Source organism: uncultured Chloroflexus sp. (assembly GCF_937951745.1).
In the GTDB taxonomy this organism is placed as follows: domain Bacteria; phylum Chloroflexota; class Chloroflexia; order Chloroflexales; family Chloroflexaceae; genus Chloroflexus.
This window is the reverse complement of the sequence record NZ_CALFBQ010000038.1, coordinates 1-15,493: the sequence shown is the minus strand read 5'-3', so window position 1 is coordinate 15,493 and position 15,493 is coordinate 1. Positions and strand designations below refer to the sequence as shown.

14 protein-coding genes are annotated in these 15,493 nt (G+C 59.7%); 8 read left to right on the top strand and 6 right to left on the bottom strand.

The window, feature by feature from the left end; translation table 11 throughout:
• Nucleotides 1-129 precede the first annotated feature (129 nt).
• Nucleotides 130-1,308, top strand: a complete 1,179-nt coding sequence (locus Q1A59_RS09655) for a serine hydrolase (RefSeq protein WP_298407011.1) — start codon at nucleotides 130-132, stop codon at nucleotides 1,306-1,308.
• A gap of 405 nt (nucleotides 1,309-1,713) precedes the next feature.
• Here Q1A59_RS09655 and Q1A59_RS09650 read toward each other — a convergent pair whose 3' ends face one another.
• Nucleotides 1,714-3,090 (bottom strand): FAD-binding oxidoreductase, encoded by a 1,377-nt coding sequence (locus tag Q1A59_RS09650; RefSeq protein ID WP_298407014.1) that lies wholly within the window; start codon nucleotides 3,088-3,090, stop codon nucleotides 1,714-1,716.
• Between the two features lie 236 nt (nucleotides 3,091-3,326).
• Here Q1A59_RS09650 and fni point away from each other — a divergent pair, with 236 nt between their 5' ends.
• Nucleotides 3,327-4,367 carry a type 2 isopentenyl-diphosphate Delta-isomerase gene (fni, locus tag Q1A59_RS09645; protein ID WP_298407016.1) on the top strand — a complete coding sequence of 347 codons (1,041 nt, stop codon included), beginning with the start codon at nucleotides 3,327-3,329 and terminating at the stop codon, nucleotides 4,365-4,367.
• Nucleotides 4,368-4,385: 18 nt separating this feature from the next.
• The gene (gene recF / locus Q1A59_RS09640) at nucleotides 4,386-5,564 is read left to right on the top strand and encodes a DNA replication/repair protein RecF (RefSeq protein ID WP_299644911.1); all 1,179 of its coding nucleotides are present in this window, start codon (nucleotides 4,386-4,388) and stop codon (nucleotides 5,562-5,564) included.
• On the opposite strand, the gene malQ is transcribed toward recF, so the two are convergent.
• The 4 genes from malQ to Q1A59_RS09620 form a co-directional block, all read right to left on the bottom strand.
• Nucleotides 5,546-7,060, bottom strand: coding sequence for a 4-alpha-glucanotransferase (malQ, locus tag Q1A59_RS09635; RefSeq protein WP_298407019.1), 1,515 nt, complete (start codon nucleotides 7,058-7,060; stop codon nucleotides 5,546-5,548). The genes recF and malQ overlap by 19 nt on opposite strands.
• Before the next feature lie 69 nt (nucleotides 7,061-7,129).
• Nucleotides 7,130-7,345: a hypothetical protein gene (locus Q1A59_RS09630; RefSeq protein ID WP_298407021.1), complete on the bottom strand. Its 216-nt coding sequence runs from the start codon at nucleotides 7,343-7,345 to the stop codon at nucleotides 7,130-7,132.
• Nucleotides 7,346-7,381: 36 nt separating this feature from the next.
• Nucleotides 7,382-7,549 (bottom strand): hypothetical protein, encoded by a 168-nt coding sequence (locus Q1A59_RS09625; protein ID WP_298407023.1) that lies wholly within the window; start codon nucleotides 7,547-7,549, stop codon nucleotides 7,382-7,384.
• A 9-nt stretch (nucleotides 7,550-7,558) separates the two neighbouring features.
• The gene (locus Q1A59_RS09620; protein ID WP_298407025.1) at nucleotides 7,559-8,062 is read right to left on the bottom strand and encodes a hypothetical protein; all 504 of its coding nucleotides are present in this window, start codon (nucleotides 8,060-8,062) and stop codon (nucleotides 7,559-7,561) included.
• 423 nt (nucleotides 8,063-8,485) lie between these two features.
• On the opposite strand from Q1A59_RS09620, the gene Q1A59_RS09615 reads away from it, so the two are divergent.
• The 4 genes from Q1A59_RS09615 (at nucleotide 8,486) to Q1A59_RS09600 (ending at nucleotide 13,334) form a co-directional block, all read left to right on the top strand.
• Nucleotides 8,486-9,703 carry a BMP family protein gene (locus Q1A59_RS09615; RefSeq protein ID WP_299644910.1) on the top strand — a complete coding sequence of 406 codons (1,218 nt, stop codon included), beginning with the start codon at nucleotides 8,486-8,488 and terminating at the stop codon, nucleotides 9,701-9,703.
• A 63-nt stretch (nucleotides 9,704-9,766) separates the two neighbouring features.
• Nucleotides 9,767-11,266 carry an ABC transporter ATP-binding protein gene (locus Q1A59_RS09610; protein ID WP_298407029.1) on the top strand — a complete coding sequence of 500 codons (1,500 nt, stop codon included), beginning with the start codon at nucleotides 9,767-9,769 and terminating at the stop codon, nucleotides 11,264-11,266.
• A gap of 34 nt (nucleotides 11,267-11,300) precedes the next feature.
• Nucleotides 11,301-12,323, top strand: coding sequence for an ABC transporter permease (locus Q1A59_RS09605; protein ID WP_298407031.1), 1,023 nt, complete (start codon nucleotides 11,301-11,303; stop codon nucleotides 12,321-12,323).
• Nucleotides 12,324-12,347: 24 nt separating this feature from the next.
• Complete coding sequence (locus Q1A59_RS09600) at nucleotides 12,348-13,334, top strand: ABC transporter permease (protein ID WP_298407033.1); 987 nt, start codon at nucleotides 12,348-12,350, stop codon at nucleotides 13,332-13,334.
• 39 nt (nucleotides 13,335-13,373) lie between these two features.
• On the opposite strand, the gene glgA is transcribed toward Q1A59_RS09600, so the two are convergent.
• Nucleotides 13,374-14,588: a glycogen synthase gene (gene glgA / locus Q1A59_RS09595; RefSeq protein ID WP_298407035.1), complete on the bottom strand. Its 1,215-nt coding sequence runs from the start codon at nucleotides 14,586-14,588 to the stop codon at nucleotides 13,374-13,376.
• Nucleotides 14,589-14,700: 112 nt separating this feature from the next.
• Between glgA and Q1A59_RS09590 the strand changes: the two genes are divergently transcribed.
• Nucleotides 14,701-15,312: a LysE family transporter gene (locus Q1A59_RS09590; protein WP_366144868.1), complete on the top strand. Its 612-nt coding sequence runs from the start codon at nucleotides 14,701-14,703 to the stop codon at nucleotides 15,310-15,312.
• Nucleotides 15,313-15,493 lie beyond the last annotated feature (181 nt).

The following is a 15,493-nucleotide window of genomic DNA, read 5'->3' as shown; positions in this document are numbered from 1 at the left end:
GGGGAAGGATTTCCCGCTGAGGCCGTAGGTGCGCGGAAGTGGATCCCATCCTTTGCGCCCCTTTACGCGCTTCACGCCGTTGCGTTTGACGACTCTGCGGCTTTGCGAGCTTTGCGTCTTGGTATGTCTATGCGCTGCTTGACCATCGCGCTATCTCTGCTCGCCATCATCGCACTGACCGCCTGCGGTCAGCGCGATCCGGTTATCTCGGCATGGGCACCGGTTGGGCCACAGCCGACCATCTTGCCCAGCGTCACTCCTGACCGTCCACTGCCTGCCAGCACGCCGTTAGTGGCGGTGATGGAACCGGTGCGCCCGACTCCCACCCCGAGCTTGGTTGATATTGCCACCCACATTGACCTCTACTTGCGCGATCTGACCGAAAAAGGCCAATTCCGCGGGTCGGTGCTGGCAGCCACACAGGGGCGCATCTTGGTGGCGCGTGGCTACGGGCAGGCCAACGTCGAGCGCGATTTGCCCAATACGGCCCAGAGCCGCTTCCGCATCGCTTCGATCACCAAGCCGTTCACGGCGCTGGCGATTATGCAATTGCAAGTGGCGGGCAAACTTAACGTCAACGAATCGGTGTGCCGTTACCTGCCCGACTGCCCGCCGGTATGGCAACCGATCACGCTCCACCATCTGCTCACCCACACTGCCGGCATCCCCAACTACACCGACTTCCGCGACTTCGAGCAACTCGAACGCTCACCGGTCACACCCACCCAGCTCGTTGCTCGCTTTCGTAATCTACCGCTCGACTTCGCACCGGGCAGTGCCTTTCGCTACGGCAATTCCAACTACGTTGTGCTGGGGTTGGTGATCGAAGCGGTTAGCGGCCAATCCTACGCCGACTATATCCGCGCCAACATCTTCGTGCCAGCGGCCATGGCCGACAGCGGCTATGACAGCGGCGACGCCTCGGCCCTCAACGGTACGGTTGGCTATATCGGGCCGGGGGCGGAACGGGCCATCCCAATTGATACCAGCAATCTCTACAGTGCCGGCGGCCTCTACTCGTCCGTCGAAGACCTCTACCGATTTGTGACTGCGCTCAACAGTGGGCAGTTGCTACCTGCTACCGAACTGGCGCAGATGTATACACCAGTGCGCAACAACTACGGCTATGGCTGGAAGATCGAAGATCGCAACGGGCGCAGGGTGATCTACCACCCCGGCTTTATGTCAGGGGCTGTCACCCATCTCGCCTACTACCCCGACACGCAGAGCGTGGTGATCGTCCTGAGCAACATGGAACGCACCAATGCCGACGCGATTGCCGCGACCATCGGCGCGATGCTACCGTGAGGTAAGGCAACGGTCTCAAAGAGGTACATGCCCACGATCAGGCTGGATCCCGTGACGCAGCGGCGTTGTCTGGCCCACCTGTCGTGCCCCAGTCTGCAAAACCACCGGCAAGGGTTGGCTGGCTACCGCAGATACACTTCGAGCGTGCGGGGCGTAGATGTGACATTTCCGGCTAATAGGCATTGCCAGTGCATGATAGCCGGAAAAATGCTATATTTATTTGTCAATGGAATGGGTCTCATCAAGCCGAGCCATTGTCATCGCGAGCCGCCAAAGGTGACAAAGCAATCCCCCGCAAGAGCGGGAGATGGATTCTGAGCGATGGCTCCTGCTTGAGCAGGTGCTTGCTGCCGGCGCAGCGCGCCCGCGCAATGCCAAGCGAACACCGCCCCAGCGCATCCCCCCTCACAACTGTCCGGTCTCGCTCCAGTGCGCCAGTTGCTCCCGATAGGCCGGGTCAGCGTAGCGGGCCGGATGAAAGTCGGCAGCGTATGCCGGTAACGGCCCACCGACAATATGAGCGGCGAGCAGTTCGGCGGCCGCTACGGCGGCCATAATGCCGTAACCGGCCAGAGCACCAATAACGAACGCGCCTTCAAGCGGTAGCGGCCCGATCAGAGGCCGGTTTTCCGGTGTGCAGGTGTAGTAGCCGCCATCGAGGTAGGCACGGGGGAGGCGGTCACGATAGGCGCGCAAGCTAGGCAGCATCACCGTCATGCCGCGCAGCGCAATCTCAAAGAAGGTATCATCAAGCGGCACGGGAAAGTGCGCTGTTCGCGTATAGTGGTCGTGTGGATGATAATCCCACAGCAAGAGTACCTGCTGGCTATTGCCCTCGCCTTCGGGTCGGCAGTGTACACCTGCCGGTAGCGGGTTAGCTAGCCATGCCGTGGCCGGATCGGCCCGCAGCTCGTGTCGCTCTGCTTCATTCCAGTCAAGCTGAATTGGATCACTCCAAATCAGTAACGGCGCAGTTCGTGGCACAACACCAAGTGAGTCGCTAAAGGCGGCTTTGAGGTGGAGCTGGTTGTGTACTGGCAGCTCAATGCCAAGCAGGTCGCCGATTGCCGCGAGATGCGGGCCGGCAGCATTGACGAAACGCGGCGTAGCGATCAGTTGGGTACCGCCGGGAGTAGCCACTGCAACTCCGCTCACACGGCCGCCAGTTTGCGCTACTGCGGTTACTTGCCCGCGAATGAGCAACACCCCGGCGTTGCGGGCTTCTTCTAGCAGCAGCGCTCCTAGTTGTTGCGCGCTCAACCAGCCGCAGCGACGAGGATGCAGTACTGCTACTGTCGCTGGACTGAGGGCGGGGAAGTGTCGCCGAATAAGATCAGGGTCGAGCAAGAGATCGGCCCCATCCGGTGCATCCCGCCAGTCGTGACCGGTGTAGGGCTGGTAATCGGCATCGATTCGGTTGTGAATCCGCAGTGGACCGGCCCCGTTGCGTGCAATCATTGCTGCCTGTGTCTGCCACTGCTCGGCCCGTTGTCGATCAGCCGTTGCGTAGAGGTAACCGCGTCGGTTAAGCCGAATCCGATTCGCGCTCGCAAGTGCCAACGCTTCCAAGTGGTCAATGCTGCGGTTCATCAACGCTACCATCGCTGCATCGGGCCACCAGTTGCGGTAACATTCGGTTGATTTATCGCTGGTTAGCGCCAGCGGATCACCGGCTTCAACCAGCACCACTCTGCGCCACCCATGCGTAACCGCTAATTGATGGGCCAGCGCAACCCCGGCAATCCCCGCTCCACAGATGACAACGGTGGCTGTAGACGCCATATTCGCCTCACGATCATTACGCCACGATGCGGACACTAAGGCTATTGTAGCCGAAATAACGCAATGGCCTACCTGAGCATCTTCACCTAAACCGTGCCAATCCGTACCCTATTGCCTATTCCCCACTCCCTACTTCTCACCCCCTCGTTTGACTCACCTCTCTTTTGTTGGTATGATCGCTCTAAAGGGGTGAAATTGCCGGTTTCCTTCCCCCTTGTTTGCCTCAGGAGTTCCCTATGCCCGGTGATGACAAAACCGAATCGCGCAAAGTTGATCATATTCGGATTGTGCTAAACGAAGATGTCGCTGCCAAGGGTGTCGTCACCGGTTTCGCCGCTTACCGTCTGCCCCACCGCGCGTTGCCCGAACTCGATCTTAACGAGGTTGACACCCGCACTACGTTTCTTGGAAAGTCGATAGCTGCACCGTTGCTGATTAGCTCGATGACGGGTGGTACGTCCAGTGCCGAGCGGATTAATCTTGCTTTAGCCGAAGCTGCTGAGTATCTCGGCCTGCCGATGGGGGTCGGCTCGCAACGGGCCGCAGTGATGGATCCGCGCCTCGCCAGCACCTATCAGGTGCGTCGAGTTGCGCCGCGTGTTCCGTTGCTGGCCAATGTCGGCGCGGTGCAGCTCAACTATGGTTTTACCGTCGATCATTGCCGCCGCGCGGTTGAGATGATCGAGGCTGACGCGCTGATTTTGCATCTCAACCCGCTGCAAGAGGCCGTGCAACCCGAAGGCGATGTCAATTTCAAGGGATTGCTGAATAAGATCGAAGAGGTGTGCCACCGACTCGAAGTGCCGGTGATTGTCAAGGAAGTCGGCAATGGGATCGGCGCTGCCGACGCGATCCGGCTCTACGAGGTCGGCGTGCGGATTATCGATGTGGCCGGCGCCGGCGGCACCAGTTGGAGCGAGGTGGAACGCTTCCGCCAACCCAACGATACTGGCCGCCGGGTGGCCAGCGCGTTTGCCGATTGGGGCTTGCCGACGACCGAGTGTATACGTGAAGTGCGGGCGGCATTACCCGACGTGACGTTAATTGCGTCGGGCGGGATACGGAGTGGGGTTGATGTCGCGAAAGCGATCGCGCTTGGCGCCGATCTTGCCGGTACGGCCCGTCCGGCTCTGTTTGATGCGATTAATGAACGTGGCGCTGAGGCGGTGATCGAGGGGCTAAGTGCTTTTATTCGCGAGCTGCGGGTGGCGATGTTCTGTAGCGGCTGTGCGAACTTGCGCGCCTTGCGCAATCTGCGCCTCGGCGAACGCGGTTAGCCCGCATCGCACCAGTGTATGTTCGTTCATCACCTTACCTTGCGCGATTTCCGCAATTATCGGCGGCAAGATCTAGCTTTGCCGCCGGCAACGATCCTCTTGTACGGCCCCAACGCTGCCGGTAAGACGAGCCTGCTCGAAGCGATCTTTTACCTTGCTACAACTCGTTCGCCCCGTCTCAGCAGTGATCGCGAGTTGGTGCGATGGGAGGCAGTTGGTGAAGCAGGAACGCCACCTTTTGCTCGTATCGCTGCTGATGTCGAGCGTCGAATCGGGGCGGTACAGCTCGAGGTGCTGGTGCAGCGTCGTACTGATGATGACGGTCAGTTGATCAATGGCGCTCAGAAACTGGTGCGGATCGATAAGCGACCGGCACGGGCAATTGATCTGATTGGTCAGTTGCGGGTGGTGCTGTTTATGCCGACCGACCTCATGCTAGTGGACGGTCCGCCCGCCGAACGGCGGCGCTACCTTGACATTACGCTCTCGCAGCTCGATCCGCACTATGTACGCACCTTGGCCCACTACCAAAAGCTGTTACTTCAGCGCAACAGCCTGCTGCGCGCGTGGCGCGAACAGCGCCGGTTGCCGCGCAATGTCAATACCGAATTAGCTTTTTGGGATCAGGAACTGGCCGCTGCCGGCGGCTATCTGTTGGCCGAGCGGTTGCGGGCCGTGGTTGAATTAGGCGCCTTGGCCGGCCCGCTCTATCGCGCGATCAGCGGTGGCGAGCACGAGGTGCAGATTGAGTATGCAGCAAGTGTCGATCTCGGCCAAGACCACGACGCCGGTAGCTTGGCTTATCGGCTACGACAAGCATTCGAGGCACAGCGCGCCGATGAATTGGCACGTGGTCAGACGCTCTGCGGGCCGCACCGCGATGACCTGATCTTCCGGGTGGCCGGGGTCGATCTGGGCCGATACGGCTCGCGCGGCCAGCAACGCGCGATTGCTCTGGCGCTCAAAATTGGCGAGGCCGAGTTGATGCGCCAGCGCGGCGGTGATGCACCGGTGTTGCTACTCGATGATGTGTTGAGTGAACTCGATGCCCAACGCCGCGCGCACCTGCTCGACCTTATCCAGCGTCCCGGCCAGCAGACGCTGCTCACCGCCACCGATCTCAGCGATTTCAGTGCCGATTTTCTGACTGCTGCCCGCCGCTTTCGCATCGAAGACGGTCAGGTCTTTGCCGGTTGAAGCCGCCCGTAGGCGCGGGTGAGGCTGCGTAATTGGTGCGCCAACTCCTCGCTTAATGCCGCTGCCGCACAGCGCCATGCCCAATTGCCGCCTAACCGGCCGGGGGTATTCATGCGCGCCTCTGAACCCAGTCGCAACACATCTTGTAGTGGCGTAATCGCGTAATTCGCAACCGACATCAACCCCAGCCGCATCAGATCCCACGCAATGTCAACCGTCTGCTCATCGCGGCCAAGGTAGGTTAGCACGGCGGCGCGGGTGTTGACATCGAGCGTTGCAAACCACCCCACACTCGTGTCGTTATCGTGCGTGCCGGTATAGACGACATAATTTGCGGTGTAGTTGTGCGGCAAGTACGGATTGGCTGCGTCATCGCCGAACGCAAACTGTAAGACCTTCATGCCGGGCAGGTCAAACGCGCACCGCAGCGCCTCAACTTCCGGCGTAATCAGGCCAAGGTCTTCGGCAATGATCGGCAGATCACCCAACTCAGCCTGTAATGTCTTGAACAAATCAGCCCCCGGCCCTTGCACCCAGCGGCCATCGACCGCCGTCGGCGCGCTGGCCGGTACTTCCCAGTAGGCTTCAAAGCCGCGGAAATGGTCAAGGCGCAGCACGTCATACAGCGTGAACGCCTGCCGCATCCGCGCTACCCACCAGCGGTAGCCGGTTTCAGCCATCTTATCCCAGCGATAGAGCGGATTACCCCACCGTTGGCCGGTGGCGCTGAAATAATCCGGTGGCACGCCGGCCACCACTGTCGGCATCCCGCTGCTATCGACAAAAAAGAGGTCGCGGTTGGCCCATACGTCAGCGCTATCATCGGCGACGAAGATCGGTGCATCGCCGATGATCAACACGCCGCGCTGATTGGCATACTCTTTCAAGGCCTGCCATTGGCGGAAGAAGAGAAACTGCACGTACTGGTGATACTCAATCGCGCCGGCCAACTCGCGGCGCATACACTCCAGCGCCGCCGGCTGCCGGTCGCGCAGTTCGGGTTGCCAGTCGTGCCAGCTTCCGCCGCCCTGCGCCTCTTTGATAGCCATGAATAAGGCGTAATCGGCCAACCATTCAGCATTCGCGGCGCAAAAGGCGGTATATGCTTGGTGGAACCGGGTGCCGTGCCCGCTGCGGAACCGCTCAAAGCTGCTGCGCAACAACGCTTGTTTGGCCGGGATAAGCGCGCCAAAATCCACCCGATCGCTCGGCAAGCTGCCGAGCGTCGCCCGCGCTTCGGCTGAAGTCAGCAAACCGTGATCGATCAGATCATCAATGTTAATCAATAACGGATTACCGGCAAAAGCCGAAAAACACTGATAAGGCGAATCTCCGTAACCGGTTGGACCGAGGGGTAACACCTGCCAGAGTGTTTGCCCTGCTGCCGCCAAAAAATCGACAAACCGGTACGCCATCGGTCCCAGATCGCCAATACCCCATGGGCCGGGGAGCGATGAGGGATGGAGCAAAATGCCGCTTGCGCGTGGCAGTTGCATAACGGTACCCCAATGCCTAAAGAACGAACTAGCCGGTATTGTAGCATACCGTTGCAGATGCAATCAATATCACCGGCTCCGCGGCAAGGGCGCGATGATCTTAAGGCAGGCGCGGTTTGGTTCACCGGTTGCCACCACGCGGAAAAAGCCTATCGTGCGCTGCCCGCTATCAACGCTGTCAAAGGTAATCGCCCAAGTGGCGGGAAGTGCATCGGCTGGTATGAGGTGACAGTAGGTCTCGGTAAAGCTGCCGCTCGTCAGATTAACCCGCTTAGCAACCGGCACCCTACTGCCGTCAGCTCGAAACGTAGTGAGGCTGACTTAGCGGTCGTGGCTGTAGCCGCTACCGCGCGCAGCAAGCGCGCTTCCGGCGGTGAGCGTGGTAGGATTGATGACCATCACCCCCATATTGCGCGGCAACGGTGGCGGGTTGGCGCGATTACTCGTCACATCACGGTCTAATAGCGTCACAACGATTTGTCTGGTCATACCGGCGATCTACAAGCGGGCGCGCTCGAACCACTGGGTAAGGTAGCAGTTATTGCTGCCTTCAGCTACCTGCTCACGACTAACAGCGCTGATTGGCAACCCGAAGAATGCAATCCGCTCGGCATCAGTGTATTCACGTTCGTTGTCGAGGTTAAGACCATTGCTTTCCCAAAAATTCCGAAACTCGCCGCAGAGGGTGAAACCGGTCTCAGCAAAGAGCCGGCAATCCGGCGGTACGCTCGCCGGCGGCTTAGCTGGCAGGGTGAGGGTGCGGTTAAGCTGGGTGAGCCGTTCCCAGCCGGTCATTTGGAGTGTGATGTTGGCCGGATCGGTGTTGCCTAACGGCTGCTGCATCATGACGCGCTCGAAGGGTTGGGTCAAGACGGCGGTACCACCAACTGTCTCGCTCCGCGCCGACCCGGGTAGCCAAAGAGACGAAGGGCGTTCCCACTCTGCCACCGATCGCGTCGCGGTCGGTGCGCTGCCAAAAATCGGCAAAGGATGCGTCGACACACTCCGCAACGTCCTCGAAACAAATTGGACCGGCTGTATGTATAGAGTTGAGGGGGCGAGAAAGATGCACAGCAGGACCGCAAGAGGCAACAAGTGACTATTCATAAGCGGCCCTTTCCGGTTGAAGTCGCACCGCTAGTATAGCACAGGCTTAACGGTTCGCCTAAAGATGCCCGGCTGGCACTTCCCTTCCCCGCCCTCCCTGCGCAATTGACAGTCACTTCTATCTCGGCTATACTCGACCCGTAATCGGGCGCTCCAGATAGCGTCCTGATCGGCAATGTAGCCGGCAGGGAGCCCTCCCCGTCAGAGGTGCGAATCTGCGCAAAACCGTCTCGGCGCAGCGATGACCATTGTCGTCATCGGTTGCGCCGCTTCGTTGTTATGGTGCAAGGTTTGCAGATGCTACCAAGGAGACGACCGATGAGAAACCGTTCTGTTCGTTGGCTGGTGTTGGCCCTCACGCTGCTCAGCCTGATCCTGACGGCATGTGGCACGCAGCCAGCTGCCGAGCCAACCGCTACTCCGGCTGCGCCTGCCGAAGCGTTTACCTTCGGCATGGTGCTAGTGGGGCCGATCAATGATGGTGGTTGGAATCAGGCTCACTACGAAGGCGCCCAATATGTGGTCGAAAAAGTACCCGGCGTCAAGTTCATCTACATCGACAAGGTCAATCCTGCCGATCGTCCGAATGTGAAGGTTGAACAGGCGATCGAAGAACTGATTGGCCAAGGGGCGCGTTTGATCATCACCAACTCGGCTGAGTTTGCTGATGGCACGAATATCGCGGCGGCGGCGCATCCTGATGTGTTCTCTATCCACGCCTCCGGCGATAAGGTGCTGACCGGCGAAGCGCCGCCGAACGTGCGCAATCTGATGGGCCGCATGGAGTACGGCAAGATGATTGCCGGTTGCGCGGCTGCCTTGACTACCGAAGCCGGCAAGCTGGCCTACCTCGGTCCCTTGATCGACCCCGAAACTCGCCGCTTGGTCAACTCAACCTACCTCGGCGCGCGCTATTGCTGGGAAACCTACCGTGGCCGCCCAGCCAGCGAGCTAGCTTTTAAGGTGACGTGGATCGGTTTCTGGTTCAACATTCCCGGCGTGACCCTCGACCCGACTAAGGTGGCGAACGACTTCATCAATGAGGGGTACAATGTGATTCTCTCTGGCATTGACACTACCGAGGGGATTGTTGAAGCGAATAAGGCAACCCAAGCTGGCAAGCGGGTATTTGCCGTGCCTTACGATTTTAAGGGTGCGTGCGCGCAGGGTGAGGCAGTGTGTCTCGGTGTGCCTTACTTCAACTGGGGGCCTGACTACAAGCGGCTGGTGGAGCTGGCCCGCGCCGGCAAGTGGGAACCGGCATGGGAGTGGACGGGGCCGAATTGGAGCAATCTCAACGATCCTGACACCAGCATGATCGGTTTTGTCAAAGGCCCTGCCCTCAGCGCCGAGAATGCGGCCAAGCTTGATGAGTTTATCGCCAAGCTGGCCGACGGCAGCCTGAACCTGTTCACCGGTCCACTGTTTTATCAGGACGGCACCGTGTTCGTGCCGGAAGGGCAGGTTGCCGACGACAAGACGATTTGGTATACCCAGCAGTTGTTGGCCGGCATCGAGGGCCAAAGCGCACCGTAATCAATAAAATAATGTAGAGACGGACGTTCGTCCGTCTCTACATTCTTAATTTTTTATGGAATCATGCACATCGCGGTTGAACATCTGACCAAACGGTTTGGCTCGGTTTGCGCAAACGACCGGTTGACGGTTTCCTTTGCCGCCGGCCAAATCCACGGCGTGCTGGGCGAGAATGGCGCCGGCAAGAGCACGCTGATGAAGCTGTTGTCCGGCTACATTCAGCCTGACGAAGGGCGGATTGTGTTTAATGATATGCCCCGTCGTCTGCGCGGGCCGGGTGATGCGTTGGCTGCTGGCGTGGGAATGGTGCAGCAAGAGCCACTCGATATTCCGGCGTTTACCGTGCTGGAAAATCTGCTTTGCGCGGCCCCACCGGGGATATTTCGTTCGCGCCGTGCCGCACAGACGGCGCTGCTTGAGCTGGCCGGACGGTTGGGTTTTCCGGTTGATCCGGCGGCGCGGCTCGACCAGTTGACCATTGGACAGCGCCAACAAGTTGAGATTATGCGCCTGCTATTGTGCGGCGCGCAGGTACTCATCCTCGACGAACCAACGACTGGCATTACTGCCGCACAGGCGCGGGCTTTGTTTGCGGCGTTGCGCCAGATTGCCGCCGAAGGCCGCACCGTGCTGTTTGTGTCGCATAAGCTGGAAGAGGTAGCTGAGCTCTGCCATACCGTGACCGTTTTGCGCAACGGCCAAGTCGTGCCTCCCGGCCAGTTGCCTATGCCGCAACCCCAAGAGTATCTGCTGGTATTGATGTTTGGCGAGTCCGGCGCTGCGCCGCCGATCTATCGCCCCTTGCCGGCTATTGATGCGCCGCCAGTCTGGGAACTGCGCAATATTACCGTGCGCAGTGGGGCATTGCACTTGGTTGAGCTGAACCACCGCTTTCCTGCTGGGCGGATTATCGGCTTAGCCGGCCTCGATGGTAGCGGCCAGCAAGTCTTGTTGCGCCTGCTCGCCGGCCAGCAAGCGCCTGATCGCGGGCAGGTGTTGGTGAATGGACGTGATTTGACCGGCGCAGGAGCGCTTGCGTTTCGCCAAGCCGGGGTGGAATATCTGCCGGCTGACCGATTGCACGATGGCATGATTGGCGCGTTGTCGTTGGCCGATCACTTTGCGTTGCTCCAACGCGATGGGTTGTTGGTCGATCGCCGCCGCGCCGAAGAGCTAGCCCGGCAGGCGATTGCCGATTATCAGATCAAGGCAACGCCGGTGACACCGATTGCCTCACTCTCTGGCGGCAATCAGCAGCGAGCGATGCTCGCCCTCATTCCACCTACTGCGTGCGGCATTTTGGCCGAACAACCGACCCGTGGTCTTGATGTCGCCTCGGCGCGCGCGATCTGGAGCCGGTTGCAAGCGCGCCGTGATGATGGGTGTTGTATTATCTTCTCCTCGCCCGATCTCGATGAAATCATGGAATACAGCGACGAGGTAATCGTCTGTTTTGCCGGACGGATCGGGCCGCCGATACCGCGCGCATTGCTCTCGGCTAGCCGCTTGGCCGAGTTGATCGGCGGGGTTGGCTTTGATGCGCTGGTTAATGTGGCGCGATAATGGCGGTCACGGATAGTTGCCACGGATGGATGGGATGCGTACAGATCGGTTGAAATTAGTGGCCAGCCTCACTCGGCCCGTGTTAGCTTTGGTTGCCGCTTTTGCGCTCACCACGCTGGCCCTGCTCAGCACCGGTGTCTCGCCATTGGAGGCATACCGTCTCGTGCTGTTCGGCGCGTTCAGCACCCCGGTGCGGTTGAGCGATATGATTATGCTGGCCGCGCCGCTGTTGTTGTGCGCGGTAGGCTTGAGTATTACCTTTGCCGGCGGGCTGTACAATCTCGGCGTCGAGGGCCAGATGATCGCCGGCGCGATTGCGGCGATGGTGCCGTTGCGCCTCTGGCCAGATTGGCCGCCGCTCCTGCTTTGGCTGCTGTCTGGACTGAGCGGTGCTACCGGTGGCGTGGTGTGGGCCTTGCTGATCGGCGCTTTACGTCAGTATGCCAACGTCAGCGAGATCTTCGCCGGCTTGGGCATGAATTTTCTCGCCAGCGGACTGGCGCTCTATATGGTGCTGGGACCGTGGCGGCGGCAGACTTCGGCTTCGCTATCGGGCACCGATCTGTTGCCGCGCGATCTCTGGCTGCCGACGATCGACCGGCTGCGCTTGGCTCCCGCCGCGCCGTTGATCGCGTTGCTTGCATTAGCAGTTGTTTGGTGGGCATTGACCAAAACGCGCTGGGGGTTAGAGGTGCGCGCAGTTGGTCTCAATCCGGCGGCGGCTGGGAGGTTGGGCGTGGCTGCCGCGCGCCGGATGGCTGAAACGCTCGCAGCATGCGGCGCGTTGGCCGGTATTGCTGGGATGTTGCAGGTGGTGGCAGTGCATCACGCGTTGATCCCCAATATTTCGAGCGGGATTGGGTTGTTGGGATTGCTGGTGGCGTTGTTGGCGCGGGCCGATCCGCGCTGGCTATTGCCGATTGCGGTAGCATTTGCTTCCTTTACCGTTGGCAGTATTCAATTACCGTTGACGTTGGGGATCGATAGCGCAATTGCCGGGGTCTTACAGGGGGCGCTGGTGCTGTTTGCGTTGGTCGCTCGCGCGCGGGTGCGTTAGCCGTCACATCATCGTGAGTTTGCTATGGATCAACTCTGGATCGATCTCGCCGCTGTGCTGGCCGCTGCTGCGCCGCTGGTGATCGCCGCGATGGGTGAGACGCTCAGCGAGCGGGCTGGCGTGATTAACCTTTCGCTCGATGGGACGATGCTGTTAGCGGCGATGACTGGCTTTGCAGTGGCGTTGACCACCGGCAATCTGCTGTTGGGTTTTGCTGCGGCAGCGCTGGTCGGCGCAGCGATTGCTGCGGTGCTCGGCCTATTCAGCCTCACCCTCGGCCAATCACAGACCGCAGTTGGTTTTGTGTTGGCGCTGCTCTGCACCGATCTCTCGTCGTTTCTTGGCGCGCCCTTTGTGCGGGTGCCCGGCCCGGCGGTACCCTTTACGCCGATTCCCGCGCTGGCCGATGTGCCGGTGTTGGGGACGCTCTTTTTTCGTCACGACCCGGTGATCTACGCGAGTTTTCTGATCATTCCGGCTACGGCGTATCTGCTCTACGGTACCCGGCTTGGCTTGATTGTGCGTGCGCTCGGCGAGCGTCCGGCGGCGGTGTATGCCCGTGGCATTGATGTCATCCGCTGGCGTTACGCGATGCTGATCACCGGTGGCGCATTGGTTGGCATTGCCGGCGCCGCTTTTTCGCTCGATCTCAAGCAAGGCTGGAGCTATCGCCATACCTTCGGTGCCGGCTGGATTGTGCTGGCGATCGTGATCTTTGGCGGCTGGCGACCGTGGCGGGTTGCGTTGGGATGCTATCTCTTCGCTGTGCTCGAGATTGTCGCCACCCGCTCGCAGAGCGCATTACCGAACTTTCCTACCCAGATCATACAGGTTGCTCCATTTGTACTGATGATCTTTGTGCTGGCTTTGGTCAATTTGGCTTCATCACCGGCGGCAATGCGCCGGGCGGCAACGTTGCCGCAGATTTGGCAACGGCCGTTGCTCGGCGCGATTAACCGCCTGCGCGCCACCGCACCCGCCGCCCTCGGTCAGCCATTCGAACGGCCATAAAAGTACGGGCACAGCACCGCTGTGCCCTTTAGCACGGCTCTACGATAACAACGACCGGTACAGGGCTACCGTCTGTTGTGCAATGGCATCCCAACTGAACACCTGCTCGACCCGCCGCCGGCCCGCTTGGCCGAATCGTTCGCGCAGCGCGGGATCGGCCAGCAACCGGTTGATCGCCGCGGCTAATTCTGCCGAAAACGCTGCCGGATCGACCGGATCGAAACTGCCCGGTTTGAGGTTGGGATCAACTAGGAGACCGGTCTCTTCAGGCACGACGACCTCTTTGATCCCGCCCACCGCTGAAGCGACCACTGCCGTCTCGCAGGCCATCGCTTCCAGATTGATAATGCCAAACGGCTCGTACACGCTGGGGCAGCAGAAGACGGCGGCGTGCGAATAGAACTGGATCACGTCTTGGCGCGGTAGCATCTCACGAATCCAGATCACGCCGGACCGCTGCGCGCTCACTGCCGCCACTCGATCTTCCATCTCGATGCCAATCTCTTTCGTGTCGGGAGCACCGGCACAGAGCACCACCTGCGCTGATGGATCGATCTGTGGAATGGCATTGACCAGATGGATAATTCCCTTTTGACGGGTAATCCGCCCGACAAACAACACAAAGGGCCGACTAGGATCAACTCCGTACCGTTCGAGCGCATCGGTCGCGCTCGTTTTACGGTATTCGTTCAGATCAATCCCGTTGTAGATGACATGTACGCGGGCCGGATCGATGTTAAACAGCCGCAGAATATCATTCCGCGTCTCTTGCGAGACGGCCACCACCGCGTTGGCCTGCTCGATTGCAGTGCGTTCGATCCACGAGCTGAGGTGGTAGGCGTTGCCCAATTGCTCAATCTTCCACGGTCGCAATGGTTCGAGCGAGTGAATCGTCAACACATACGGAATACCCCACAGCTTGCTGGCGAAGAGACCGGCCAGATCGGTGTACCACGTGTGGCAATGCACCACACTAGCATCGAGATTGTCTTTCGCCATCGCCAACGAGCGGGCCACCGCATCAACCGCACTGGCAAAACGCGGGTCTGTGTTCTGGCCCGCCTCTTCCCAACGCGGATAGCCGTGTACGGTCAGATTCGGATCATCAACCCGCTGATCGCCAAAACAACGTACTTCGACAGGTACAATCCGTGAGAGCGCTCGGCTCAGATATTCGACATGCACTCCGGCCCCGCCGTAGATGTACGGCGGGTATTCGTTGGTAAAGATCGCCACGCGGCGTAGTTCAGGCATAGTGAGCCTCTTGAACTAGTGCAACGGTGAACCAATATCTTCAGTATACATCCTTTTGTCGAGCGCAAATCAGACGAGATCGCGTATAATGCGCCGAAAAGAAGGGAAGATGATGATCGAGCTGTTCATTCGCGGTGTGCTGTTTGGGTTGACGATTGCAGCGCCGGTTGGCCCCATTGGCGTACTGTGCATTCGACGGACGATTGCTGATGGTCGAGTCGCCGGCTTTGTCAGCGGGTTGGGTGCAGCAACGGCTGATGCCCTCTATGGTTCGATCGCGGCGTTGGGGTTGCAGGCGCTCAGTCTGTGGTTACTCGGCATTAGTCCAATCCTACGTATGGTAGGTGGTGTGGTGTTGCTCTGGATCGGTCTGAGCACGATGCTGGCGCGACCGCAGCCGATCGTTGCCCAACCGGAACCGTCGCGCCGTGGACTCCTTGGTGCGTATGTGTCTACCCTCTGCTTGACCCTTACCAACCCGGCGACGATCTTGATTTTTACGGTGATCTTCGCTGGTCTCGGTCTGAGCACCGGCGCCGGCGGCTTGGCCGGATGGGCGTTGGTGGCAGGGGTTGCGCTTGGCTCTGCGCTCTGGTGGACGATCCTGAGCGGCGGGGTAGGTTTGGTGCGTGGACGTGTTACGCCACCGATGTTGCGGGTGATCAATGTGGTATCGGGAGTGGTGATTGGCGGGTTTGGGGTGGCAGCTTTGCTTGTCAAATAAGGGGGCACAGCAGTACTGTATTGTACACTTCGCATCATGCGGGGGGCGCAGCGCCGCTACACCCGGACGATGTAAGGTTGAGCATGATGTACGTTGTGATCGTAGCCAATGCGCCGGGGCTTGATCTATCGCCATACCGGCATCAGCTAGCGGCTGCCGAGCGGCTGATCGCTGCTGATGG

Coding starts and splice junctions, on each gene's coding strand:
- Q1A59_RS09590 (WP_366144868.1), top strand. CDS start 14,701: ATGATCGAGCTGTTCATTCGCGGTGTGCTGTTTGGGTTGACGATTGCA.
- malQ (WP_298407019.1), bottom strand. CDS start 7,060: ATGCAACTGCCACGCGCAAGCGGCATTTTGCTCCATCCCTCATCGCTC.
- glgA (WP_298407035.1), bottom strand. CDS start 14,588: ATGCCTGAACTACGCCGCGTGGCGATCTTTACCAACGAATACCCGCCG.
- fni (WP_298407016.1), top strand. CDS start 3,327: ATGCCCGGTGATGACAAAACCGAATCGCGCAAAGTTGATCATATTCGG.
- Q1A59_RS09605 (WP_298407031.1), top strand. CDS start 11,301: ATGCGTACAGATCGGTTGAAATTAGTGGCCAGCCTCACTCGGCCCGTG.
- recF (WP_299644911.1), top strand. CDS start 4,386: ATGTTCGTTCATCACCTTACCTTGCGCGATTTCCGCAATTATCGGCGG.
- Q1A59_RS09610 (WP_298407029.1), top strand. CDS start 9,767: ATGCACATCGCGGTTGAACATCTGACCAAACGGTTTGGCTCGGTTTGC.
- Q1A59_RS09655 (WP_298407011.1), top strand. CDS start 130: ATGCGCTGCTTGACCATCGCGCTATCTCTGCTCGCCATCATCGCACTG.
- Q1A59_RS09625 (WP_298407023.1), bottom strand. CDS start 7,549: ATGACCAGACAAATCGTTGTGACGCTATTAGACCGTGATGTGACGAGT.
- Q1A59_RS09615 (WP_299644910.1), top strand. CDS start 8,486: ATGAGAAACCGTTCTGTTCGTTGGCTGGTGTTGGCCCTCACGCTGCTC.
- Q1A59_RS09650 (WP_298407014.1), bottom strand. CDS start 3,090: ATGGCGTCTACAGCCACCGTTGTCATCTGTGGAGCGGGGATTGCCGGG.
- Q1A59_RS09600 (WP_298407033.1), top strand. CDS start 12,348: ATGGATCAACTCTGGATCGATCTCGCCGCTGTGCTGGCCGCTGCTGCG.